16 protein-coding genes and 1 pseudogene are annotated in these 24,557 nt (G+C 71.5%); 9 read left to right on the forward strand and 8 right to left on the reverse strand.

What is annotated here, in order from left to right; translation table 11 throughout:
• Positions 1–45: 45 nt before the first annotated feature.
• On the reverse strand, positions 46–675 hold the full coding sequence (locus tag H3H34_RS13550) for a PEPxxWA-CTERM sorting domain-containing protein (protein ID WP_235945422.1): 630 nt from the start codon (positions 673–675) through the stop codon (positions 46–48).
• Between the two features lie 204 nt (positions 676–879).
• On the opposite strand from H3H34_RS13550, the gene gyrA reads away from it, so the two are divergent.
• From gyrA to H3H34_RS04775, 6 genes are all read left to right on the forward strand, one after another.
• Positions 880–3,630: a DNA gyrase subunit A gene (gene gyrA / locus H3H34_RS04750; RefSeq protein WP_194744151.1), complete on the forward strand. Its 2,751-nt coding sequence runs from the start codon at positions 880–882 to the stop codon at positions 3,628–3,630.
• Complete coding sequence (gene tsaD / locus H3H34_RS04755) at positions 3,627–4,658, forward strand: tRNA (adenosine(37)-N6)-threonylcarbamoyltransferase complex transferase subunit TsaD (RefSeq protein WP_194744152.1); 1,032 nt, start codon at positions 3,627–3,629, stop codon at positions 4,656–4,658. Before gyrA ends, tsaD begins: the two co-directional genes overlap by 4 nt.
• A gap of 14 nt (positions 4,659–4,672) precedes the next feature.
• Positions 4,673–5,341, forward strand: coding sequence for a hypothetical protein (locus H3H34_RS04760; protein WP_194744153.1), 669 nt, complete (start codon positions 4,673–4,675; stop codon positions 5,339–5,341).
• A gap of 4 nt (positions 5,342–5,345) precedes the next feature.
• Positions 5,346–6,338 (forward strand): NAD(P)H-dependent glycerol-3-phosphate dehydrogenase, encoded by a 993-nt coding sequence (locus tag H3H34_RS04765; protein WP_194744154.1) that lies wholly within the window; start codon positions 5,346–5,348, stop codon positions 6,336–6,338.
• A 226-nt stretch (positions 6,339–6,564) separates the two neighbouring features.
• A complete protein-coding gene (locus H3H34_RS04770) occupies positions 6,565–7,380 on the forward strand; it encodes a UDP-2,3-diacylglucosamine diphosphatase (RefSeq protein ID WP_194744842.1) in 816 nt (271 codons plus the stop codon).
• On the forward strand, positions 7,377–8,459 hold the full coding sequence (locus tag H3H34_RS04775) for a glycosyltransferase family 4 protein (RefSeq protein ID WP_328831278.1): 1,083 nt from the start codon (positions 7,377–7,379) through the stop codon (positions 8,457–8,459). Before H3H34_RS04770 ends, H3H34_RS04775 begins: the two co-directional genes overlap by 4 nt.
• A 96-nt stretch (positions 8,460–8,555) precedes the next feature.
• Here the strand turns inward: H3H34_RS04775 and H3H34_RS04780 are convergent, their stop codons facing one another.
• From H3H34_RS04780 to H3H34_RS04790, 3 genes are all read right to left on the reverse strand, one after another.
• Positions 8,556–11,240 carry a TonB-dependent receptor domain-containing protein gene (locus H3H34_RS04780; RefSeq protein WP_194744155.1) on the reverse strand — a complete coding sequence of 895 codons (2,685 nt, stop codon included), beginning with the start codon at positions 11,238–11,240 and terminating at the stop codon, positions 8,556–8,558.
• An 82-nt stretch (positions 11,241–11,322) separates the two neighbouring features.
• The gene (locus tag H3H34_RS04785; RefSeq protein WP_194744156.1) at positions 11,323–12,888 is read right to left on the reverse strand and encodes a hypothetical protein; all 1,566 of its coding nucleotides are present in this window, start codon (positions 12,886–12,888) and stop codon (positions 11,323–11,325) included.
• Positions 12,889–13,055: 167 nt separating this feature from the next.
• Complete coding sequence (locus H3H34_RS04790) at positions 13,056–15,371, reverse strand: ligase-associated DNA damage response DEXH box helicase (protein ID WP_235945424.1); 2,316 nt, start codon at positions 15,369–15,371, stop codon at positions 13,056–13,058.
• A 137-nt stretch (positions 15,372–15,508) separates the two neighbouring features.
• Between H3H34_RS04790 and H3H34_RS04795 the strand changes: the two genes are divergently transcribed.
• Positions 15,509–17,650 carry a S46 family peptidase gene (locus H3H34_RS04795; protein WP_194744158.1) on the forward strand — a complete coding sequence of 714 codons (2,142 nt, stop codon included), beginning with the start codon at positions 15,509–15,511 and terminating at the stop codon, positions 17,648–17,650.
• On the opposite strand, the gene H3H34_RS04800 is transcribed toward H3H34_RS04795, so the two are convergent.
• Positions 17,647–18,714, reverse strand: coding sequence for an AI-2E family transporter (locus H3H34_RS04800; RefSeq protein WP_194744159.1), 1,068 nt, complete (start codon positions 18,712–18,714; stop codon positions 17,647–17,649). The two genes, H3H34_RS04795 and H3H34_RS04800, sit on opposite strands and share 4 nt — an antisense overlap.
• An 86-nt stretch (positions 18,715–18,800) precedes the next feature.
• The gene (locus H3H34_RS04805) at positions 18,801–20,036 is read right to left on the reverse strand and encodes an argininosuccinate synthase (RefSeq protein ID WP_194744160.1); all 1,236 of its coding nucleotides are present in this window, start codon (positions 20,034–20,036) and stop codon (positions 18,801–18,803) included.
• A 125-nt stretch (positions 20,037–20,161) separates the two neighbouring features.
• On the opposite strand from H3H34_RS04805, the gene H3H34_RS04810 reads away from it, so the two are divergent.
• The gene (locus H3H34_RS04810; protein ID WP_194744161.1) at positions 20,162–22,150 is read left to right on the forward strand and encodes a transglycosylase domain-containing protein; all 1,989 of its coding nucleotides are present in this window, start codon (positions 20,162–20,164) and stop codon (positions 22,148–22,150) included.
• Between the two features lie 89 nt (positions 22,151–22,239).
• Here H3H34_RS04810 and H3H34_RS13975 read toward each other — a convergent pair.
• A pseudogene (locus H3H34_RS13975) lies at positions 22,240–23,190 on the reverse strand (helix-turn-helix transcriptional regulator); the annotation flags it as partial.
• A gap of 66 nt (positions 23,191–23,256) precedes the next feature.
• On the opposite strand from H3H34_RS13975, the gene H3H34_RS04815 reads away from it, so the two are divergent.
• Positions 23,257–23,856 (forward strand): PEPxxWA-CTERM sorting domain-containing protein, encoded by a 600-nt coding sequence (locus tag H3H34_RS04815; RefSeq protein WP_194744162.1) that lies wholly within the window; start codon positions 23,257–23,259, stop codon positions 23,854–23,856.
• Here the strand turns inward: H3H34_RS04815 and H3H34_RS04820 are convergent.
• Positions 23,853–24,557, reverse strand: a complete 705-nt coding sequence (locus tag H3H34_RS04820) for a M48 family metallopeptidase (protein ID WP_194744163.1) — start codon at positions 24,555–24,557, stop codon at positions 23,853–23,855. The two genes, H3H34_RS04815 and H3H34_RS04820, sit on opposite strands and share 4 nt — an antisense overlap.

The following is a 24,557-nucleotide window of genomic DNA, read 5'->3' on the forward strand; positions in this document are numbered from 1 at the left end:
CGGCGGTGCTGCCACCGCCGCCCCCTTTCTGGAATCAGGCGTAGCTCAGGCGATGGCCGTGGCACGCCGCCGGGCCGCCAGCCCCACGAGGCCGAAGCCCGCGATCAGCATGGCCCAGGTGGCGGGCTCGGGGATGACTCCACCGCCGCCGGTGTAGACGAACACGAGCTTCTCATAGTCGGAGGAGCCGTTGAGGCCGGCGATCGAATTGATCGAATAGCCGCCCACGAAGTCATAAGTGTGGACGCACATGCTGCCATTGGGCGGGGTGAAGCTGCATTCAAGCTTCTGGAAGCCGCCACCCGCAGGCGCGAAGCCCCAGGACCAGTTGTCGGCATAGAACCAGTTGGCGCCGTTGGAGGTGGTGAAGATGCCATTGTCGGCGGCACCCGTGTTGGTGAAGGCGTCGACCTTGGTGGTCTGCGCCAGCACGAGAAGCGTGCTGGAGCCGGTCTCGCGGCCGGCCAGCATGATGAGGCTGCCGGCGCCGCAGTTGGCGAGCGTGGCGGCTGCGCTCGACCCGAACGGCGTGCCCATGGTGGCGGAATAGCAGAGGCTCCAGCCGCCGCCGGTGACGGTGGCAAGCGGCACGTTCAGCTGTGGCCCGACGGGCAGGTAGGTGGCGAAGGCGGGCGCGGCGAGAAGCGCCAGAGTGAGAGCAGAAAGCTTGCGCATGATGGACTCCCCTTCGTTTCTGCGACAGCAGCCGGTCGACGTGCAATTTCCGTGCCAAGCTTCTGGCTTGGACAAGTGCTTGATTCTTCTCGGCGCGGCCCTGGCTCCCCGGCGCCTGCTGTCAGAAAATTTTACACAGCTGGACGATGACGCACGCGCTGGGGCGTTTGCGCCAGCCGCCGAACGGTCTAGAGCCGGTTGGCAATGACCGACCCCGTTGCTCCCGTCCCGCCGGCGCCCGGCGGGGACATTGCGCCCGTCTCGCTCGTCGAGGAGATGCGCGCCTCCTACCTCGACTATGCCATGTCGGTCATCGTGGCGCGCGCGCTCCCTGACGTGCGCGACGGCCTGAAGCCGGTGCACCGGCGCATCCTCTTCTCGGCCTTCGAGAACGGCTTCACCCCCGACAGGCCCTACCGCAAGTCGGCCCGGATCGTCGGCGACGTCATCGGGAAATACCACCCGCACGGCGACACGGCCGTCTACGACGCGCTCGCGCGCATGGCGCAGGACTGGTCGATGCGGCTGCCGCTCATCGACGGCCAGGGCAACTTCGGCAGCATGGACCCGGATCCGCCGGCCGCCATGCGCTACACCGAGGCGCGGCTCTCGCCGGCGGCGATGGCCCTCCTCGAGGACCTCGACAAGGACACGGTCGACTTCCAGCCCAACTACGACGGGCAGGAGCAGGAGCCGACCGTGCTTCCAAGCCGGATCCCGAACCTCCTCGTGAACGGTGCGGGCGGGATCGCGGTCGGCATGGCGACCAACATTGCGCCGCACAACCTCGGCGAGGTGGTCGACGCAGCGCTCGCCTTCCTCGACGATCGCAGCCTCTCGGCCCAGGCCCTCATGGCCCACGTGCCGGCACCCGACTTCCCGACCGGGGGGATCATCCTCAAGACCTCCGGCCTCGTCCAGGCGATGACGACCGGTCGCGGCTCGATCCTGGTGCGCGCGCGCGTCGGCCACGAGACGGCAGGCGGCGCGAACCGGGTCGTCATCACCGAGATCCCCTTCCAGCAGGGCAAGGCGGCGCTCGTCGAGAAGATCGCCGAGGCGGTCAAGGACCGGCGGATCGAGGGCGTGGCGGACCTTCGCGACGAGTCGAACCGCGAGGGAGTCAGGATCGTGCTCGACCTCCGGCGCGAGGCGGTGCCGGACGTGGTGGTGAACCAGCTCTACCGGCACACCCCGGCGCAGGGCTCCTTCCCGGTCAACATGCTGGCGCTGAGAGGCGGAAGGCCCGAGCAGCTCAATCTCCGCGACCTGCTCGAGGCCTTCCTCCAGTTCCGCGAGGAGGTGGTGACGCGGCGCTCGCGCTTCGAGCTCGCGCGCGCGCGCGAGCGGGCGCACCTGCTCCTCGGCCTCGTCGTCGCTGTCGAGAACCTCGACGAGGTGGTGGCGACCATCCGCGCGAGCGCAACCCCGGCGGACGCGCGCGCGGCGCTCCTTGCCCGAGCCTGGCCGGCCGAGCCGATCCGCCCCTATCTCCGGCTTGTCGACGATGCCGAGCTCGAGCAGGAGGGCGAGGCGCTGGATGGCGCGACCTACCGGCTGTCGGACGCGCAGGTGCGCGCCATCCTCGACCTTCGCCTCAACCGCCTGACCGCGCTCGGCCGCGACGAGATCGCCGGGGAGCTGAAGACGCTCGCAGGCCGGATTGCCGATCTGCTCGCGATCCTGGGCAGCCGGGCGCGTCTTCTCGACGTGATCCGGTCCGAGCTCCGCGCCGTGCGCGAGGCCTTCGCAACGCCGCGGCGGACCGAGATCGCCGAGGCCGACGATCTCGACGACGAGGACCTCATCGCCCGCGAGGACATGGTGGTGACGGTGACGGCGACCGGCTGGATCAAGCGCACCAACCTCATGACCTACCGGGCGCAGCGGCGCGGGGGCAAGGGCCGAACCGGCATGGCCACCCGCGAGGAGGACGTGGTGACGGAGCTGTTCGTCGCCTCGACCCACGCGCCCGTCCTGTTCTTCTCCTCGGCCGGCAGGGTCTATCGCCTCAAGGTCTGGCGGCTCCCCGAAGGCTCGCCGCAGGCGCGCGGCCGGGCCATGGCCAACCTCCTGCCGCTCTCCCCCGGGGAGACGATCACCACCGTCCTTCCGCTGCCGGAGGACGAGGCGGAGTGGAACCGGCTCCACGTCATGTTCGCAACCGCGCGCGGGCTCGTCCGGCGCAACAGCATGGACGCCTTCGCGAACATTCCCTCCTCGGGCAAGATCGCCATCCGGTTCGACGAGGGCACGGACGACCGCCTCGTCGGCGTGGTGCTCTGCCACGAAAGCCAGGACGTGCTGCTCGCCGCGCGCTCAGGCAAGGTCATCCGCTTCGAGGTCACGGCCGTGCGCGAGTTCCAGTCGCGCACGTCGACGGGCGTGCGCGGCATGGACCTCGAGGAAGGAGACGAGGTGATCTCCGTCTCGGTCCTGAACCGGGTGGGCACCACCCCCGAGGAGCGCGAGGCCTATCTGCGCTCGGCGCCCTGGAAGTCCGACCCGAAGCCGCTCGAGGGCCTCTCCCCCGAGCGGTTCGAGGAACTGCGCCGGCGCGAGCAGTTCATCCTCACCATCACGGCCAACGGCTACGGCAAGCGCTCCTCGGCCTACGAGTACCGGCGCACCAACCGGGGCGGGAAGGGAATCGTCGGCATCGACACCTCGGCCCGCAACGGCCATGTGGTCGCGAGCTTTCCCGTGGAGGAGAGCGAGCAGATCATGCTGGTGACCGACCAGGGCAAGCTCATCCGCATGCGGGTCTCGGACATCCGCATCGCCGGGCGGGCCACCATGGGGGTGACGCTCTTCCGGGTGGCGGATGACGAGCATGTCGTCTCGGCCGCGCGGATCCGCGAGAGCGACGAGGAGGGCGACGACGCCGCCACCCCGGAGGGCAGCGAGAGCGGGGCGGCCGCCGGGGGTGAGGAGGCCGGAGACGCCCGGGCGTGATCGTCCTCGGCCTCGAATCGAGCTGCGACGAGACGGCGGCCGCCCTCGTCGGCGCGGACCGGCGGATCCTTGCGAGCAGGGTGGCCTCGCAGATGGAGCTGCACGCCCCCTTTGGCGGGGTGGTGCCCGAGCTTGCCGCCCGCGCCCATGTCGAGCGGCTGGCCCCCATGGTCGAGGCGGTCCTCGCCGAGGCCGGCCTGCCGCTCGGCGCGGTGGACGCGATCGCGGCCACCGCCGGGCCCGGGCTCGTCGGCGCGGTCATGGTGGGGCTGGTGACCGGCCAGGCGCTGGCGTTCGCGGCAGGCAAGCCCTTCGTACCGGTCAACCACCTCGAGGCGCACGCGCTCTCGCCGCGGCTCGTCGCGCCGGATCTTGCCTTCCCCTACCTGCTCCTGCTGGTCTCGGGCGGCCACTGCCAGCTGCTCGCCGTGGAAGGCGCAGGGCGCTACCGGCGGCTTGCCACCACCCTCGACGACGCCGCCGGCGAGGCCTTCGACAAGGTGGGCAAGCTCCTCGGCCTCGGCTTTCCGGGCGGCCCGGCCGTCGAGCGGCTCGCGCGCGCCGGGGATCCGCGGGCCGTCCCCCTGCCCAGGCCCCTCGTCGGCGCGGCCGAGCCGCACTTCAGCTTCGCCGGCCTCAAGACGGCGGTGCTGCGGGCGGTTGCCGAGCGCCGGCACGCGCGCGCCGACATTGCCGCGAGCTTCCAGGCGGCGGTGACCGACTGCCTCGTCGACCGCACGGCACGGGCGCTTGCGGCCATGCCGGACGCAACCGCCCTCGTCGCCGCAGGCGGTGTCGCGGCCAACACGGCCATCCGCGCGGCGCTGGAGGCGCTCGCCGCCCGGCACGGCCTGCCGCTGGTGGTGCCGCCGCCGGCGCTCTGCACCGACAACGCGGCCATGGTGGCCTGGGCCGCGATCGAGCGGCGCCAGGCCGGGCTGGCCGATGACCCTCATGCCCCGGCGCGCGCGCGCTGGCCGCTCGACGCGGACGCGGAGCCGGTGCGCGGGGCGGGCGTAAAGGCGTGAGGACGAGAGACGGCATGAGCAGGGACATGAATGCCATCGTGACCGCCTTTCATCGCGTTGCCACGCTCTCGCGAGAGGAGGTCTTCGGCCCTCATGACGACCGGCCCATCTCCGACCCGGACAATGTCGGGACCGCCGCCCCGGGCTGGGTCGGCGAAGACTGGTCGGGGGACCTGCTTCTTGTCGGCAACTTTCCCGGCGGCGGGGGTGACCGATACGCCGGCAATCCGACCGACGCCGAACTCTACGCAGCCTTTCGGGCCTTCCGCGATTCCATCGAGGGGACGCCCCGCGTTGCGGCCTTCGAGCGCATGAGCCGGGTCTATCGCGAGGCGGAGAAGAGCCATGCCCTGTGGCGAACGGTCATCCGGGCCGTTCTCGGCGCAGCCGGGGTGCCGGAGGCACGCGCGGCCTTCATCAATCTGGTGCCGTTCCGCACCCGAGAGAATCGCCCGCCAGCCGCCGCCGCGCGGCGCAGGGCGTGGACCTTGGGCGTTCGAGCCCAGGGCGAGGCGCTTTCCCCGCATCGGATCGTGGCGCTTGGTGTCGCCACCGGCAAGGCGCTTGCCTCGCTGAATCCGCCGGAACTCCATTACGAAGTGATCCCGCGGGCCATTGGCGACACGCGCCTGCCGGCCGAGGCCGAGCCGGTGCTCCAGCGCCTTCGCGCCGGGCGGGCGTGAAGGCGTGATCGCGGTCATCGGCGCGGGCGCCTGGGGCACGGCGCTTGCCCAGGTGCTCGCAGGCGACGGCACGCCCGTGCTGCTCTGGGCACGCGAGCGCGAGGTGGCAGACGCCATCTCCGCGCGGCGGGAAAACCCGCTCTTCCTCCCCGGCCATCGGCTGCACCCGGGCATCCGCGCCACGCACGATCTCGGCGCCATCGCCCGCGAGGCAGCCGGCGCGCCGTGGCTGGTGGTGGTTCCTGCGCAGCATGTGCGCAGCATCCTCGGGCTCCTCGACTGCCGCGCCTCTGCCGCGCTCCTTCTCTGCGCCAAGGGAATCGAGGCGGAGACGGGCTTTCTCATGACCGAGGTCGCGGCCGAGGCGGCGCCGGGCGTGCCGCTTGCCGTGCTTTCGGGCCCGAGCTTCGCTGCCGACGTCGCGGCCGGCAAGCCGACGGCCGTGACGCTTGCAGCCGAACGCCTTGCAGACGCGGTCGAGCTTGCCCGCCGCCTCGCCCGGCCCGCGTTGCGCCCCTACGCCGGAGACGACCCCGTCGGTGCCGAGGTTGGTGGCGCGGTCAAGAACGTCCTCGCCATCGCCTGCGGCGTGGTGGTGGGCGCGGACCTCGGGGAGAGCGCGCGCGCCGCCCTCGTGGCGCGCGGCTTCGCCGAGATGACACGCTTCGCCGTGGCCCGGGGCGGCCGGGCGGCGACGCTTGCCGGGCTCTCGGGGCTCGGAGACCTTGTGCTGACCTGCGGCAGCCTGCAGTCGCGCAACATGGCGCTCGGCGCGGCGCTTGGGCGGGGAGAGACGGCGGCAGACGCGCTCGCCGGGCGGCTTTCGGTCGCCGAAGGTGTCGCAACCGCCCCGGTGCTGGCGCGGGAAGCGGCAAGGCTCGGGGTGGAGATGCCGATCTGTTCCGCCGTGGCAGCCCTGCTCGAGGGGCGGATGACGGCGGCGCAGGCGATCGAGGCCCTGCTGGCGCGCCCGCTGAAGGCCGAAGGCGAGGGCTGACGCGCGGCTGTCACGCAAGCGTCACCCCTTTCTCATTCGCCTGTCACACCCCCAACATATGGGGCGCCATGGTGCGAACGTCTACAAGGCAGGGGATCGGGCCTCGCAAGGAGGCGCGCTCATGCTGGCGCGGCCGCGGAGCGAGGGTGTCAGCGGCAGGGCCGCAGTGACCGCTCTCCGCGTCGAGGCGCTTGGCGTGCGGGTTTCGACCGGGGGCCCGGCCTGGATGGAGGAGGAGGAGCGCCCGCCGAAGCTCCGCTTTCGGACCGTGTTCATCTCGGACACGCACCTCGGAACCCCCGGCTGCAATGCCGACCTGCTCTGGGACTTCCTCCACTCGGTGAAGTGCGACACGCTCTACCTGGTGGGCGACATCATCGACGGCTGGCGGCTGAAGCGGGGCTGGTACTGGCCCACGCGCCACAACGACGTGGTGCGCCGCGTTCTCAAGATGGCGAAGAAGGGGACGCGGGTCGTCTACATCCCCGGCAACCACGACGAGGTGCTGCGGGACTTCGTGGGCCTCACCTTCGGCGACATCGAGCTGGTGGCCGAGGCCGTGCACGTGACGGCCGACGGCCGGCGGCTTCTCGTCCTGCACGGCGACGAGTTCGATGGCGTGGTGCTCTATGCCCGCTGGCTCGCCTTCCTCGGCGACCACGCCTATGCGCTGCTGCTTCGCCTCAACATCTGGTTCAACGCCGCGCGCCGGGCGCTCGGCCTGCCCTACTGGTCGCTCTCGGCGCATCTCAAGCACAAGGTGAAACGGGCGGTGGAGTTCATCTCCGCCTTCGAGGAGGCGGTGGCCCATGCCGCCGCCCTGAGGGGTGCCGACGGCGTGGTCTGCGGCCACATCCATTCGGCCGAGATCCGCGAGATGGGCGCCATCACCTACTACAACGACGGGGACTGGGTGGAGAGCTGCACCGCGCTCGTCGAGCACATGGACGGGCGGATGGAGCTCATCGACTGGGCCGCGCGCAAGCGGACGGAGGCTGCAGCCACGGCGCGGAGGCGTGCCGTCGCGGCGGTGGGCGGGTGAGCCCGCCGCTTCGCCTCGCGCTCGTCACCGACGCCTGGGCGCCGCAGGTGAACGGGGTGGTGCGGACGCTGCAGACGACGGTCGACATGCTGGAAGCCCGGGGAGCCAGCGTGCTGGTGATCTCGCCCGACCGGTTCCGCTCGCTCCCCTGCCCCACTTACCCCGAGATCCGGCTCGCGCTGGCGAGGCCCGGTGCCGTCGGCCGGCTCATCGAGGCGCATGCGGCGAACGCAGTCCACATCGCGACCGAAGGGCCGCTGGGGCTGGCGGCGCGCCGCCACTGCCTGCGCGTGCGCCGCACCTTCACGACGAGCTTCCACACCCGCTTTCCCGACTATGTCGAAGCGCGGACGGGACTGCCTGCCCGCTACGGCTGGCGCTACCTGCGCTGGTTCCACCGCCCGGCCCGCGCGATCCTGGTGGCCACGCCGACCTTGGCCCAGGAACTGGCGACCCATGGCCTCCGCCAGACGCGGATCTGGTCGCGCGGGGTCGATCTCGCCCGCTTCCGCCCCGGCCTGCCGGCGCCCGAGGCCTACCGCGGGCTTGCCCGCCCCATCCTCCTCAACGTCGGGCGGGTGGCGGTCGAGAAGAACCTCGAGGCCTTCCTTGCGCTCGAGACGCCGGGGACCAAGGTGGTGGTGGGTGACGGGCCGGCGCTGGCCGAGCTCCGCGCCCGCTTCCCCGAGGTGCGCTTTCTCGGTGCCCTCTCCGGCGAACCGCTCGCGCGCGCCTATGCGGGGGCAGACCTGTTCGTGTTTCCGAGCCGCACGGACACCTTCGGCCTCGTGCTGGTCGAAGCGCTGGCGAGCGGCCTGCCGGTTGCCGCCTACCCGGTACCGGGGCCGCTCGACGTGGTGGGCGACAGCGGCGCGGGCGTCCTCGACGACGATCTGGCAAGCGCCGTGGCGCTTGCGCTCCGCATCCCGCGCGCGGCCGCGATCGACCGGGCGCGCGCCTTCAGCTGGGAGGCGGCGGTGGATCAGTTCGAGGCCGCGCTAGAAGACTGCTTCGGCGTGACGCCGCGCAAGCGGCGCTGGCTGAGGCGCGCGCGGCGCGCGGAGGCGGAGGTGGCCTGAGCACGACTGCCGCTGCATCACCTTGCCGCGCCTGCGCCCCAAGCCAACCCCCTTGCCGGGAACCGAACGCCGGCCTTCCCGCTTCTGCACCAGCGCTCAGAATCTGAAGTTGGCCGAGAACTGGAAGGTGCGCCCGCGCTCGTAGAGGTTCTGGAAGATCCGCGAGTCTTCCAGCGCCTGATACTCCTCGAACCGGGTGTTGGTGAGGTTGCGCGCCTCGAACTTGAGCTCGACGGGCGTGCGGCCCAGCTCGAGCGCCTCGCGCCACACGAAGTCGAGCTGGAGGCCCGGCCGCTCCCTGTAGTCCGGCGTGCCCGAGGGCCCGCGCTGGGTGACCCGATCGCTCGCGTAGCCGATGAGGAGGGTCTGCTCCGAGAGCCGGTCCCGGTGGTTGAGGCCGAGCTCGAGGTTCGCGAGATGGTCCGACTGGCCCGAGAGCGGGATGCCATCGATGAACAGGGCTGACGCGGGCAGAACCTGCCCCTGCGTGTTGATGGTCGTGTCCCCCTCGCGGACGCGGATGCGCGAGCGGGTATAGGTATAGTTGGCGTTTACCAGCAGGCGCCGGGCCTCCAGGAGCCCGATGCCGAGCCCATCGAGCGGGAACTGCTTCACCACCTCGATCTCGCCGCCGACGAGCCGCGCCCGCGGCGCATTGGCGTAGGTGATGAGGAACGTGCCGCCGGATTCGAACGGCACCGTCTCGATCGGGTTGTTGATCCGCTTGAAGAAGCCGCCGAGGGTCAGCCGGTCGGACTCCCCGAAGTACCATTCGTAGCGGCCGTCGGCGTTCAGCAGCTGGCTGTCGACGAGGAACTGGTTGCCGAATGCGGTGCGGTCGGTGTCGATGTCGAGATAGGGCTGCGGCGCGAGCTCCCGGAACTGCGGGCGGGCGATGGTGCGCGAGCCCGACAGGCGGAGCTGCATGTCCTCCTTGAAGTTCCAGGTGATGGTGCCGCCGGGAAGGAAATAGCCGCGGTCGATGCGCGTCTGGGGGAGCGGCGGGTCGGTCGCGAAGACACCGCGCGGGTTCACGGTCTGGGTCGCGTCCTCGTAGCGGACCCCGCCGGTGACGGTGACACCGTCGAGCAGCTCGGCATCGAACTGAACGAAGCCGGCATGGACCCGGAGGCCTGCCTCGTAGAAGGTCGCCCCTTCCGCGCCGGAGACCTCGCGCAGCACCACGCCGTAGGTGTAGACGTTGAAGTCGGAGAGCAGGTAGTCGATCCGCTGCTGCGCCACTTCCAGCGGCAGCGCGGCGCCGTTGGCGCGCACGTAGCGGTAGTCGCGACGTTCGGATTGGCGCTGGTTGTCGAAGAAGCCGTAGCCGGCGGAGAGCGTGACGGGCCGGTCGAGCGGCAGCTTGTAGGCCGCGTCGAGGTTGGCGCCGATCACCTGGTCCTGAAGGTCGGAGAAGGCGATCCGCGCGAAGTTGCCGTTCTGGGTGAGGTCGTTGACGAAATCGTTCACGCGCGCGTCGAAGCGGTAGCTGTCGGAGCGCTCGTAGGGCGACTTGCGGCCGCTCTCCGCATAGGCCCCGCGGGCCGTCACGGAAAGATCCCCGAAGCGGAACTCGCCGACCAGCTGCGAGGTGAAGAGCTGGCGCTCGAACCAGCTCGTGAAGCTGCGCAGGATCTCGTCGTCGTCGCCGACGTTGACGGTGTCGAGACCCCGCTGCATCCGCGCTTCCTTGAGCGTGTCGCGGACGAAGAAGTTGGTGGCGCGGATCTTGTGCTCGCCGAACTCGAAGGCAAGCCCGAGAAGGCCGCTCACCTGGACGTTGTTGTCGGTCGAGAAGAAGCGGTAGTCCTGGTCGGGGTTGAGGCCGCGCTTGCCGTCTGGAGTCGAGGTCACGCCGAAGGCGGTCTGCTGAAGGCCGCCGCGGGTGCGCCAGCCATTGTCCCAGCTGCCGGAGACGACCATGCCGAACCGGTTGTCGCCCACGTCCCAGCTGTTCCCGGCCGCGAAGCCGAGGCTCATGTCGGCCGGAATGTTGGGGTTCTTCTGAATGAGGGTGGTCGGCGTGTTGACGAGGCTCGCGGTTGCCGCCTGGACGAACGGCAGGCCGAAGTCCGTCCCCACTTCCAGTCGGCGACCGGACCGGTTGGCGTCGCGGATGGCGGAGGGCAGTCGCCGGGTGCCGTCGTCGAAGCCGGTGAAGTCGGTGCGCGAGCCGAAGTAGGTATAGCCGAGCAGGCCCGTCGTGACCGAATTGCCGCCGATCGAGCCCCCGACCTCGAAGAAGCGCTCGGCGGGAATCGAGCGGGTCGTCAGGTTGATGACGCCACCGCCAAACTCGCCCGGGAAGCTCGGCGCGAAGGTCTTCTGGACGAGCGAGGAGGAGATGACCGAGGTCGGGAAGAGGTCGAGCGGCACGACGCGCTTGAGGGGCTCGGGAGAAGGCAGTGGCAGGCCGTTCAGAAGCGCGGAGGAGTAGCGCTCGCCGAGCCCGCGCACATAGACATACTTGCCGCCAACGAGGCTGAGGCCGGTCACGCGCTTCAGTGCGCCGGCGATGTCGCCCTCCCCGGTTCGCGCGATCTCGGCGGTTGAAAGCACCGAGACGATCGACGGCGTGGCGCGAATGACGTTCGGGATGCGCGTGCCGCGCACCACGATCTCGTCGGCCGCAAGACCACCGGCGCCAGGCGCGACGATTTCCGTCTCCTCCTGCGGCGGCGCGGGCGCCTCCATGGGGGGCGGAGTCTGTGCCAAGGCGGATGCGCCGGCAAGCGCAGTCGTCAGCAGGAGCAGGCTGCTGCGCGTGAGAAGGTCGGTCATCATGTCCCCCGAAGCTTGAACCGGACGAAGCGCGCGGGAGCGCCGGCGGCGCAGGGCGCAACCGACACTCCCGCCCGGCGCATCAGGGCCGCGGCCTCGGCGAGTCCTCGCAGGCCGGGCTGCCGGTGCCGCCCAGCCCGCAGGTCCACCCGGCGAACCAGCGGTCGTCCGCGTTGCGGAACGCGCCGATGTAGGTGGTGTTGACGAGATAGGGGTTGATCGACGCGACCGGCGTCGTGGTGACGGCAAGCTCGTTGGCGCCGGGGAAGAAGGTGCCGGTCAGCGTGCTCGTCCCGTTGAGTACGTTCCGGGTCTCGATGGCCGGCGTGACGTTGGTGCCGTTCAGGATCGCCGTGATCTGGTCGACCGTGATGCCGGTGCCGGCAACCGCCGTCGTCGGGCCGCAGGAGAAGAAGGTCGAACGGAAGACCGGCGGGCCCACCTTGTCGAGGCTCGCGTCCGGCGGGTTGATGGTGAAGGGGTTCGCCATCTGCACGCAGCCGGTGGTGGTGGTGGGGGCGACGATCGAGTTGAAGATCCGGAAGTCGGTGCCGCCGCGCTGGAGGATGGCGGCGGGCGGACGCCGGTGGATGAGGGTCATGTTGGCGAACAGCGGGTTCGACCTCGGCACGAACAGGTCGTTGCCCGAGGTGTCCGCCTCGATTGAGCGGTCGCCCCCGGCCGAGCGGCCGACCGAGAGCACGAACTGGTTGACCCCCTTGTAGCCGAAGTCGGTGTCGAGCGCGTCGTCGTCGGTGCCGGTGGCAATCAGATACTTGCCGTTCACGCGGCCGCCGAACCACTCGAAGGCGTCGTCCGAGCTGTTGTGGATCTGGACATGCTCGAAGACGGTACCGGCACCCACGCCGCCGAGCGTGATCCCGTTGAGCTCGTTGCCCGGCGCGATCTCGAAGCCCGGGTAGCGGACCTGCACATACTGGAGCGAGCCGGACGAATCGTTGATGTCGGCGCCGCCGTAGAAGGCGTTGGTCGTGCCCTCGATCTGGCTCTCGCAGTTGACCGAGCCGCCAGGGATGCCGGTGCCGATGCAGCGGTTGATCGGCGCCCGGCCGAGGAGGACGAGGCCGCCCCACTGGCCGATCGACTCCGGACCCGCAGCCCCCTCGATGTTGGCACGGCTGGTGAACACGATCGGCCGCGTGGCGGTGCCGTTGGCCACCAGCCGCGAGCCGCGGTTCACGAGAAGGAAGTCGGCACCGGAGGAACCGAAGATGACGACACCCGGCTCGATGGCAAGCGTCGCCGGCGAGCCACCGGCCCTGTTGCCGTCACCGCCGATGTCGCGGCCAACGTCGACCCGGCCGGAGAGCGAGTAGAGCGTGCCAGGGCGGAAGGGCAGCAGGAGGCTTCCGGTGATGACGCCGGAGAGCTGGCAGTTGCGGAAACCCACGATGAGGCCGACGTTGGTCGTTCCGGGCGGGCAGTCGGGTTCGGGGCCGGTTGGAGTCGGCGTCGGCGTGGGGGTGGGTGTCGGCGTGGGGGTCGGTGTCGGAGTCGGCGTGGGCGGCTGGACGATGATCCCCTCGCCCGGCGAGGCGATGTCGGTCGCGCCGGTGCAGGCCGCAAGCGCAAGCGCCGAGCCGATGAGGAGCAGGGTGCGGAGATTCGAGCCGCTGGCGTTCGACATTGGAGTCCCCTCTTTGCCGGATGGCAGAAACATGCGGTGCCCGACCGGCGTCCCGACGCCCCCGGACGCGACGCGCCCTACCGACGCGCCATGACGCTCGGATGACTCCGCCGTGACGGATTTGTTGCAGACGCCGCGCGGCGTACGGCTGCGGCGGAAACGCGCTCTCAGCCCTCGAGAAGCGGCAGGCCCTCGAGCAGGGCATCCTCGCAGATGCCCGGAACCTGCTCGCGGCCCGCCTCGAGGAGGACCGGGATCGCCAGCGGGCTCACGCGGGCGAGCGGCACATGCAGGAGATGCGCGCGGGCGCGGGCGAGGAGCGACTCGAGCCGGGCGATGTCGGTGATGCGCATCGAAGCCTCGGCCCACGCCGTCTCGAGAAGCAGGTGATCGGGCTCGTGGCGGCGGAGCACGTCGAAGATGAGGTCGGTCGAGACGGCAAGCGCCCGGGCCCGCCGCGGCCGGCCCGGCTCGCCGCGCGGCACGAGCCCCGAGACGACGGCGACGTCGCGAAAGGCGCGGCGGAGAAAGGGGGTTTCCTCGATCCAGGCGCGAAGCTCGTCGCCGACCACGCCGGCCGCGAGCAGGGCCGCCGGGTCTGCCACCTCGCGCCGGCCCCAGATGGCGACCGCGTAATCGGAGGCGACGAAGCCGGCCGGCATCAGGCCGGCGCGCTCCATGCGGCGGGTCAGCAGCAGGCCAAGCGCCTGGTGCGCGTTCCGCCCCTCGAAGCCGTAGAGCACGAGATGGTGGAGGCCTTCGCGCGGGAAGGTCTCGGCGAGCAGGCGGTCGGGCGGCGGCAGGACCGAGACCTTGCGCTGGAGCGCCAGCCACTCCCGGACGTCGGCCGGCATCCGTGCCCAGGTCGCAGGATCGGCCAGCATGGCCCGGACGCGCTCGGCGAGGTTGGTCGCAAGCGGCATGCGCCCGCCGACGTAGGTGGGGATGGCCGGCGGCCGGCGCGACAGGCGGGTGAAGAGCCCGTCCTCGCCGTGGCCGGTCACCTCGAGCGTCAGCCCGGCGAAGGCGAAGCTGTCGCCCACCGCGAGCTGGCTTGCGAACCACTCCTCGATGGTGCCGAGCGCGCGGCCGCGCCCCAGCCGGACGGCAACGGCGGGCGCCTCCACGATGACCCCTGCGTTCGCGCGGTGCTGGGTGGCAAGCCGGGGGTGGGCGAGGCGCCAGCGCCCGTCCGGCCCCTGCTTGAGGCGTTGGAACCGGTCGTAGACCCGAAGCGCATAGGCCCCGGTTGCAGCCATGTCGAGCACGCGTTCGAAGCGCGCGCGCGGAAGGGCGGCATAGGGAGCGGCGGTCCGCACCTCGGCGAAGAGGTCGTCGGCGCGGAACGGCGCGCCGGCCGCGACCCCCACCACATGCTGGGCGAGCACGTCGAGCGCGCCTTCCCGTGGCGGGTCGGTCTCGAGGTCGTGCGCCTTGACCGCCTCGACGGCGGCAAGCGCTTCCAGATACTCGAACCGGTTGCCGGGCACGATGACGGCCCTGGAGGGCGTATCGAGCCGGTGGTTGGCCCGGCCGGTGCGCTGGAGGAGGCGGGCCGCTCCCTTCGGCGCCCCCATCTGGACGACGAGGTCCACGTTCCCCCAGTCGAGGCCGAGGTCGAGGCTGGAGGTGGCCACCACCGCCCGCAGGCGTCCTTCGGCAAGCGCGGCTTCGGTCTTCGCGCGCGCTTGCCGAGCGAGCGAGCCATGGTGAATGCCGATGGGAAGCCCCTTCGCGTTCTCGGCCCAGAGGTCGCGGAACACGAGCTCGGCAACCGCGCGGGTGTTCACGAACACGATCGTCTGCCGGTGGGCCTCGATCAGCCGGAGCACTTCGGCCGCGGCGTGGCGGCCATTGTGGCCGGACCAGGGGATGCGGCCCTCGGGCACGAGGATGCGGATCTCGGGCGGCGCGCCGGCCTCGCCCGCGATGATGCGCGCCTGCTGACCCGAGGGGGCGAGCCAGCGCGCGAGCGCGGGCGGATCGGCAACGGTTGCGGAAAGGCCGACCCGGCGCATCGCCGGCGCCAGCGCCTGAAGCCGGGCTGCGGCAAGCGCGAGGAGGTCGCCACGCTTGGTGGGGGCAAGCGCGTGGATCTCGTCGACGATGAGCGTCTCGAGCCCGGCGAGCAGCTCCGGCGCCTCCGGCCAGGTGAGGAGGAGGGAGAGACTCTCGGGCGTGGTGAGCAGGATGTCGGGCGGGTCGCGCCGCTGGCGGGCCTTGCGCTCGGCCGGCGTGTCGCCGGTGCGGCTCTCGACCCGGAGCGCAAGGCCCATGCCGGCAATCGGGCCGGTCAGGTTCCGCGCGATGTCGGCGGCGAGGGCCTTCAATGGCGAGACGTAGACGGCGCGCAGCCGGTGCGGCCGGCCGGAGCCTTCGCGGGCCGCGGCATCGAGCACGGGGAGGAAGCCGGCGAGCGTCTTGCCCGCGCCGGTCGGCGCCACGAGGAGCGCGTGAGCGCCCGCCCGCGCGGCCTCCACCATGGCCAGCTGGTGAGCGCGGACCTCCCAGCCGCGCGCCGCGAACCATGCCTTAACCGGGGAGGCAAGGCCGGTCGGCCGCGGTTGCGGGCGGGGCGCCTGCCGCCTAGGACCCGGTCCATCCGTCACGGGAGAGAGAGATGCGCCGACCTGCCGTCTTCGCCAAGCTCCTCGCTGCCGCGGCCCTCGCCGTGCCGGGCATGGGCCACGCGGCCGAGGGCATGTGGATGCCAGGGCAGGCGCCGGCGCTGGCCGCGAAGCTCAGGGAGGCCGGGCTTGCCATTCCGCCCGAGCGGCTCGCAGACCTCGCCGCCGCGCCCATGGGGGCCATCGCCTCGCTGGGCGGCTGCTCGGCGAGCTTCGTCTCGCCTCACGGCCTCGTTGCCACCAACCACCACTGTGTCCTGGGCTCGATCCAGTTCAACGCCAGCGCCGGGCGCAACCTCATCCGCGACGGGTTTCTGGCCAAGACCCGCGCCGAGGAGCTCCCCGCGGCACCCGGCACGCGCGTGTTCGTGATCGAGGCGCTCGACGACGTGACCACGGACATGCTTGCGGGGGTGACGCCGAAGCTGACCGGTGCCGCGCGCATCCGCCAGCTCGAGGCCAACCGCAAGGCCCTCGTCGCGGCCTGCGAAGCGGAGCCTGGCATCCGCTGCGAGGTCAGGAGCTACTTCGGCGGCCGGCAGTACTGGCAACAGCGGATGCTCGAGATCCGCGACGTGCGCCTCGTCCACGCCCCGGCCGCGAGCGTCGGCAACTTCGGCGGTGAGGTGGACAACTGGCAATGGCCCCGCCACACGGGCGACTACAGCTTCTACCGGGCCTATGTGGGGCCCGACGGAAAGCCGGCGGCCTATGCGGCGGAGAACGTGCCCTACACCCCGCGCGCGCACCTCAGGATCGCCCGGGACGATCTGAAGGAAGGCGACTTCGTGCTGATCGCAGGCTTCCCCGGGGTCACCGAACGCTTCCGCACCGCGGCCGAGACCGAGGGCTGGTACGGCCGCATCTACCCGCGCCAGCAGAGGATGCTCGCCGACTATTCGGCCCTCATCGCCCGCGAATCGCGGAGCGAGGCCGACACCATCGCCTATGCCTCGATCAAGGCCGGCGCGGACAATTTCGCCAAGAAGATCGCCGGGCAGCTCGCGGTGGCGCGCCAGTTCGACCTCGTGGGCCTGAAGCGCGCGGAGGAGCAGCGGCTCGCCCAGTGGGCAGCGCGGCCGGCGAACCGGCGGACCCACGGGCTCGCAATTGCCAACTTCGACTCGCTGACCGCGCAGGCGCTCGCCGCCGACGAGGCGCGCCTCGTCAACGCAACCCTCAACCGGGCGCAGCTCCTCAATGCCGCGCGCACGCTCTACCGCTGGGCGAACGAGCAGATGAAGCCCGACGCCGAGCGGAAGCCCGGCTTCCAGGAGCGCGACCGCCAGGCGCTGGCCGACCGGCTCAGCCTCATCGACCGCCGCTATGTCGCCCGGATCGACCGGGCGATCCTCGAGCAGGCGCTGGCCGAAGTGGCGACGCTGCCGCCGGGGCAGCGCAACACCGCGCTTGAGGCGAAGATCGCCGAACTCGGTCTCGACCGGCTCTACGCGGAGACCCGCCTTGCCGACCCGAAGGAGCGTCTCGCCTGGCTCGACCGGCCGGTCGCAGACTTCATCGCCTCTGACGACCCGTTCATCCAGCTCGCGGTTGCGGCCTACGCGCAGGACATGGCGGCGGAAGCGCGGCGCAAGGACCTCGACGGGCGGCTCGACGCCGCGCGCACCGCGCGCATGGCCGCGGTCATGGCCCACGCTGCAAGCGAAGGCCGGCTGCTCTACCCGGATGCGAACGGGTCACTCCGCTTCACCTACGGCCATGTGCGCGGGCGCCCGGCCCGCGACGGCGAGGCCTGGACGGCCTTCACGACCGCGCGTGGCATTCTCGAGAAGGACACGGGGCGCGACCCGTTCGACAGCCCCCCTGCCCTGCTGGCAGCGCTCCGGGAAGGCAAGTGGGGCCCGCTCGCCTCGCCTTCGCTTGGCACGCTTCCCGTCAACTTCCTCTCCACCACCGACATCACCAACGGCAACTCGGGCTCGGCGGTCTTGAACGCGAAGGGCGAGCTGGTGGGCCTTGCCTTCGACGGCACGCTCGAGGGCATGCTGTCTGACTGGTGGTTCGACGAGGCGACCACGCGGACCATCTCCGTGGACGCCCGTTACATGCGCTTCGTGATGGAGCGGGTGGATGGCGCAGCCGGGCTGCTCGCCGAGATGGGTGTCGCGCCCTAGGCCGCTTCCCGCGGGGGCGGACGGCGGCGGACGATCACGAGTTCGCGCAGGAGCGCCACCCCGACGACGGTCAAGGGCACGGCAAGGATCACGCCGAGCGGCCCCATGAGGAGGCCGAAGGTGACGAGCGAGAAGATGGTGAGCGCCGGCGGCAGGTCGGCCAGCCGGCTCTGCGCCATGGGGGAGACGAGGTTGCCCTGGATCTGCTGCACGGCGACGATGACGATGATGGTCCAGATGCCCGTTTCGACGCTGATCGAGAAGCCGATGAGGATCGAGGGGATGGCGACGACGAAGGTGCCGAGGTAGGGCACGAACTCGCACAGGCCGGCAACGAGGCCGATGGCCGGCGCGCCCGGGATGCCGACGGCCGAGAGGCCCGCCCCGGTCGCGACCCCGACGAAGGCCATGCCCACCCCCTGCGCCCGGAGCCAGGCCTGGAGCGCCCCCACCACCCGGCGGAAGGTGCGGGCGAAGGCGAGGCGCGACGCCGGCGGCACCAGCGCCAGCGCGGAGCGCGTGTAGAGGCGGGGCTGGGCAGCGAGGTAGATTCCGCCCACGAGGATGATTGCCACCATCGAGAGCACGGTGCCGACGTTCGAGAGCACCGACTGGACAAGCTCGAACACCCGGGCGCCGCTGGGGACGAGCCCGGGGACCTCGGCGAGCACGCGGCGCCCGGCCTCGCTCGCCATCAGCATCTCCTGCGCGGCCGCAAGCGCGCCGGGAAGGGACTTGAGGAGAATCGCGAACTGGTCCGCCATCGCCGCGCCGAAGAGCGAGAAGGCGCCGACGATGAAGGCGATCGGCACCACGACGGCGAGCGTGAAGGCAAGCCAGAAGGGGAGCCCGAGGCCGCGCTTCAGGCTTGCCGCAAGTTCAGAGACCATCATCGCGACGACCCCGCAGGCGAAGGCCACGAGGAGGAGCTGCGAGAGCTGCCACAGGAGGACGGCAGTGCCGACGGCGGCCATGAAGAGGAGGCCGTTGCGGAACACGCGCGTGGCCTCCCCCGCCCGCGCGGGGCGCTCGACGATGGGCGGCGGGCGCAGCGCCTCGTTCATGACGCCGCCATGCCCCGAAATGGCGCGGGGGGGAAGGACGCCCGCGCCTTGCCGACCCGGGCGCGGACTCCGCCGCCGGGCCGGCGTCAGCCTTCGGCCAGCCGGCGGGCGCGCTCGGCGAGCAGCCGGAGGCGCAGCGCGTTGAGGCGGATGAAGCCCTCGGCGTCCTTCTGGTCGTAGGCGCCCGCATCGTCCTCGAAGGTGACGTGGCGCAGGGAATAGAGCGAATGCGGGGACTTCCGCCCCGTGACCGTCACGCTGCCCTTGTAGAGCCTGCACCGCACCGTGCCGGTCACATGGGCCTGAGAATGGTCGATCGCGGCCTGGAGCATCTCGCGCTCGGGCGAAAACCAGAAGCCATTGTAGACGAGCTCGGCATAGCGCGGCATCAGCTCGTCCTTGAGGTGCGCGGCACCCCTGTCGAGCGTGATCGACTCGATGCCGCGGTGCGCCGCGTGCCAGATGGTACCGCCCGGCGTCTCGTACATGCCCCGCGACTTCATGCCGACGAAGCGGTTCTCGACGAGGTCGAGCCGGCCGATCCCGTGGATGCGGCCAAGGTCGTTGAGGCGGGCGAGGAGCGCCGCCGGTGACAGGCCCTCGCCGTTGACCGCAACCGGGTCGCCGCGCTCGAAGTCGATGGTGATGGTCTCGGGCGCATCCGGCGCGTCCTCTGGGTTCGCGGTACGGGAATAGACGTAAGGGGGCACCTCTTCCCACGGGTCTTCCAGTACCTTGCCCTCGGACGAAGTGTGGAGGAGGTTGGCATCGGTCGAGAAGGGGGCCTCGCCGCGCTTGTCCTTCGGAATGGGGATCTGGTGGGCCTCGGCGAAGGCGATGAGGGCCTCGCGCGAAGTAAGCTCCCATTCGCGCCAGGGCGCGATGATGCGGATCCCCGGCTCGAGCGCATAGTAGCCGAGCTCGAAGCGGACCTGGTCATTGCCCTTGCCGGTCGCGCCGTGGGCGACCGCGTCGGCGCCAACCATCCGGGCGATCTCGATCTGGCGTTTGGCAATGAGCGGCCGGGCGATCGAGGTGCCCAGCAGATACTGGCCCTCGTAGAGGGCGTTGGCGCGCATCATCGGCATCACGAAGTCGCGCACGAACTCTTCCCTGAGGTCCTCGATGAAGATCTCGCGAACCCCCATGAGCTCGGCCTTCTTGCGGGCGGGCTCGAGCTCCTCGCCCTGGCCGAGATCGGCCGTGAAGGTGACCACCTCGCAGCCGTAGCTGGTCTGGAGCCACTTCAGGATGACCGAGGTGTCGAGGCCGCCCGAGAAGGCCAGCACCACCTTGCGCACCTCGCCCTTCCGATCCGCCATGCCCGTCTCCTGCCCTGTGCCGCCGGTTGCGTCCGCCGCGCCTAGCGGGCGGGACATGCGTGGGCAACGCCCGCGGGGCGCCCGCCTTGCCGGCGGCGGGAGGGGGGCGTAGAGGAGCCACGCAGATGGACCAGCGGACCCCGGCCCGGCATCGCCGCCCGCCTGCGCGGCCGCGCCGGTCGCTCGCGGCACGGCTGGTGCGAACGCTCCTCCTCGGCGGGTTTGCGGTCTTCGCGCTCGGGGTGCTCGCCCTTCTGGCCGCGGTCATGCTGACGGCGCAGTCGCTGCCGAGCTTCCGCGAGATGATGAAGAGCCCGCAGGGGCAGTCGGTCGTCATCCGCGCAGCCGACGGCACCGAGCTGGTAACGGTTGGCCCCAGCTTCGGCCGCTGGCTCGCCTATGACGAGATCCCGCCGCACATGGTGGACGCCATGATCGCGGTGGAGGACCGGCGCTTCCACTGGCACCCGGGGGTGGACCCTGTCGGCACCGCGCGCGCCTTCCTCGCCAACCTCCGCGCCGGCCGAACCGTCCAGGGCGGCTCCACCATCACCCAGCAGCTCGCCCGCAACCTGTTCCTGACCAACCGGCAGACATGGGACCGCAAGCTCCGCGAGGCCATTCTCGCGCTGGCGATCGAGCGCAGGTTCACCAAGCGCGCGATCATGGAACTCTACCTCAACCGGGTCTACTTCGGCGGCGGCGCCTACGGCATCGACGCTGCCAGCCGGAAGTTCTTCGGCCATTCGGCGCAGTCGCTCTCGCTTGCCGAGGCCGCGATCATCGCCGGCCTCGTCAAGGCGCCCAGCCGCTACGCGCCGACGGCCGACCCCGAGCGCGCCCGGGCACGCGGCGCGACGGTCGTCGAGACCATGCGCGACGCCGGCCTTCTTTCGGCCGAGCAGGCAGCGGCAGCGGACACCGCCGCCGTCCGCTTCGCGATCCCGCGCGACCAGGGCGACGTGCGCTACTTCACCGACTGGGTGCTGGCCCAGCTCGAGACGCTGGTCGACGAGGCGAGCGCCCCGCTCGAGGTGACGACGACGCTCGTCCCTGCGCACCAGAGGGCCGCCGAGGAGGCCGTGCACAAGGCGCTTCCTCCCGGCACGCAGGGGGCCATCGTGGCCATGCGCACGACCGGAGAGGTGACGGCCATGGTCGGCGGGCGGGACTATGCGACGAGCACCTACAACCGCGCCACGATCGCCCGCCGCCAGCCCGGCTCCGCCTTCAAGCTCTTCGTCTATCTCGCCGCGATCGAGAATGGCCTGACCCCCGAGACCCCGGTGCTCGACGCGCCGATCACCATCGGCAACTGGTCACCCCGGAACGACAACGGCCGCTTCCTCGGGACGGTGACGGCGCGTGAGGCCTTCGCGCGGTCGATCAACACGGTCGCGGTGCGGCTTGCGAACGAGGCGGGCTTCGGCACGGTTGCCGGCATGGCCCGGCGGCTCGGCATCACCACGCCCGTCTCGCGCGAGCCGGCGATGGCGCTGGGCGCCTCGGAGGTGACGCTGCTCGAGCTCACCGCGGCCTACGCGACGGTGGCCGCCGAGGGCCGCGAGGTGCGCCCGTTCGGGATCACCGCGGTCTCCACCGCCGACGGGCGCCTCCTCTACCGGCGCGAGGAGCCACCTCAGCGCATCCTCCTCGCCCCGCACGTGGCGGCCCACATGACCGCCCTGCTTCGCGCTGCCGTCGAGACCGGCACGGGCCGGGCCGCGCAGATCGGCCGGCCGCTTGCGGGCAAGACCGGTACCACCTCGTCGAACCGGGACGGCTGGTTCGTCGGCTTCACGCCGGAGCTGGTGGCAGGTGTGTGGATCGGCCGCGACGATGCGAAGGCGGTGCCCGGGCTTGCCGGCGGCCGGGCCCCGGCGCGGGCCTTTGCCGCCTTCATGGGCCCGGCGCTCGCAGGCGTGCCAGTCGGCGAGCTCAACACGGCCGTCGAGGAGAGCCTGTTCGGCCTCGAGCCCGATGCCGAAGTCTACGGGCTTTCCGAGGAGCAGGCGCCGCCAGCCCCACCCGTGGCCCAGCCGGACCCTGCGCCGGAGCCGCTCACCGAACGCTGGCTGGAAGACGCGCTCGCGGCCCCCTCCCCGGGCCCCTGAGGCCCGCGTCCATCCTGCGCCGCGAGCCGGCGCACCAGCTCGACCTTGCTGCCGACGCCGAGCTTCGCATACGCGGACGCAAGCTGGTTGCGCACGGTCCGGTGGCTCAGGCCCAGGCTTGCCGCCACGTCCCGGGCCGACAGGCCGGCAGCGAAGGCTACCGCGGCGCGGCGCTCCGCCGGCGTCAGGGGAGTCTGCGCCCCTGCATAGATGCTGAGGAGGCGCCCTCGCTGCCGGCGCTCCATGACGAACGCATGGTCGGCCAGGCGAAGCCTGCCGCCGCGCGCCACGAGCGGCAGCAGCGGCGCGGGCAGCAGCGGCCCCGACCAGGCGGGAAACAGCGCCTCCATGCGCGCGCAGAAGCCGGCGTCGCAGACGACGGCCCGGCCGGCCTCGTCCACGAGCGCCCGGCCATCGGCCTCGCCCTCGGCAAGGCGGGGAAAGTCGCCGAGCAGCCGCTGGCGGGCGGCGAGCACGAGGTGGGGCAGCACCTCCTCGAGGAGCGTGCGCTCGGCATCGCTGAACGGGGCCTCAGGGTCGGAGCGGAAGAGCATGACGAGCTCGCCCACCCTGAGCCTCCGGTCGAGCTGGGCGATGGCGAGGCTTCGGCTGATGCCGAAGCGCGCGCAGTAGAGGCGGTGGATGTCGGAGGCCCAGTGGTCCGCGATGGGGCCGAGATCCTCGTTGCGGAACGCCGTGCCCGGCGCTGCGGCCGCGGCCTGACGGAGCCGGTCGGCCTGCTGCCAAGGGGCGTAGGCCGCAAGCTGGTCGGAGGCGAAGTCGACTGCGTCCACGCTGAAGACCCGGGGCGGGGTCTCGCAGCCGGTGCCCCAGACCGCCGAGTCGAAGGGAATGTGCGGCCGGAGCGCCACGAGCAGCGCCTGCCGGCACCCGAGCGGCGGGGCCGCGAGGGCGGCGGCATGGAGCGCAAGCAGGGTCTGGCTGAGGGGGCCGGCCGGCACGTCGACGAACTCCCGGACACACTCGCCAGCAACCCTAGCAGGCGGAACGGCCGATGCCATCGCGCGCCTGCGCCGCATGGAGCATCCGCTCCATGGCTGGCGGGCCCGGCATCGCGCTACCTTCGGGGCAACAGGAGGTGTGTCATGCGTCTTTCCCGGAGTCTCTTCACAGCCTGCGTGCCCGCGGCGGCGCTGCTCACCCTTGGGGGCGCCGCCCCGGCCGCGGCCGGCGTGGTCCAATATCGGTTCCAGTTCTATGACATCTTCACCACGATCGAGGGCAATTCGGGCGAACTCGCCGGCTCCTTCGAGTTCGGCAGAGTCGGCTTCATCGATGCCAGCGGCCCCGAGGGCTACCAAACGCCGGACGACACTCGCTGCAGCGTTTTTCTGTTTACCGGGCCGGCAGAGTTCATCAGGTACTCCTGCGGGACCCACCAGCTGTTTGCCAGAGATTTTGGGGACCTCGTCTACTTCTGGCTGCTGGTGGGCGATCCCGACCCCACTCCCTACTACGCCGAGTTCCTGCTTCCGCCCGGGTCCTTCACGACGCTGGGCGAACACGAGATCACCGGCGGCGGCGGCGGCTGGCTGCTGGTGACGATGCGGGACAGCCCGCCGCCTCCGCCGCCGCCGGTCCCCGAGCCCGGCACCTGGGCGCTGCTGATCGCCGGCTTCGGCCTCGTGGGATCCGCGCTGCGGCGGCGCGCGCGTCGGGCGCAAGGGGTCGCCGAGGCGGCCTAGCCGTCCTCCACGCCGAAGGCGTGAAGCCAGGCGCCGTTGCGCCGGAGCCACTCCGTCGCCGGCTCGAGCGGGCCTCCGTGCAGCCGCTCGGCCGCAGCGTGGAACGCGCGCGAGTGGTCAAAGTGGAGCAGGTGCGCGACCTCGTGGGCCACGACGGCGCGGCGCACCTCGTCGGGCGCAAGCGCCAGGCGCCAGGAGAAGGCGATCCGGCCGTTGCGCGCACAGCTCCCCCAGCGGCGGACGGGGTCGCCCACCCGCACCCCGGTGATGGCAAGCCCCAGCGGCCGGGCAAGCGCCTCCGCCTCGGCAGCGAGGCGCGCGCGGGCGGCCTTGCGGAGCAGCGCCACCGCGCGCCGGTTGAAACCGCCGCCGTCGGTGCCCGCGACGAGGCGGTCGCCCTCGAGGCGGGCGCGCCGCCCCGGCTCGCCCTCGAGGCGAAGCTCCCCGCCCGCGAACGCCACGCGCATGCCGGGGCGAAACGGCATGGGCGGAACGAAGCGCCGGCGCACCTCGGCCTCGAGCCAGTCGCGGTTGGCCTCGATGAGGAGGAGCCCGGCCCGCAAGGGTGCCCGCGCGGGCAGCGTCAGGCGCACGGTGCGGCTTTGCGGACAGGGCCGGATGACGATGCGGCGCGACCGCGCATTGCGCCGGATGGCAAGCGGAATGTCGCGGCCCGCGAGCCGGAGGGCGCGGATTGTCAT

The sequence above is a fragment of the Thermaurantiacus tibetensis genome (assembly GCF_015354055.1).
Lineage (GTDB): Bacteria > Pseudomonadota > Alphaproteobacteria > Sphingomonadales > Sphingomonadaceae > Thermaurantiacus > Thermaurantiacus tibetensis.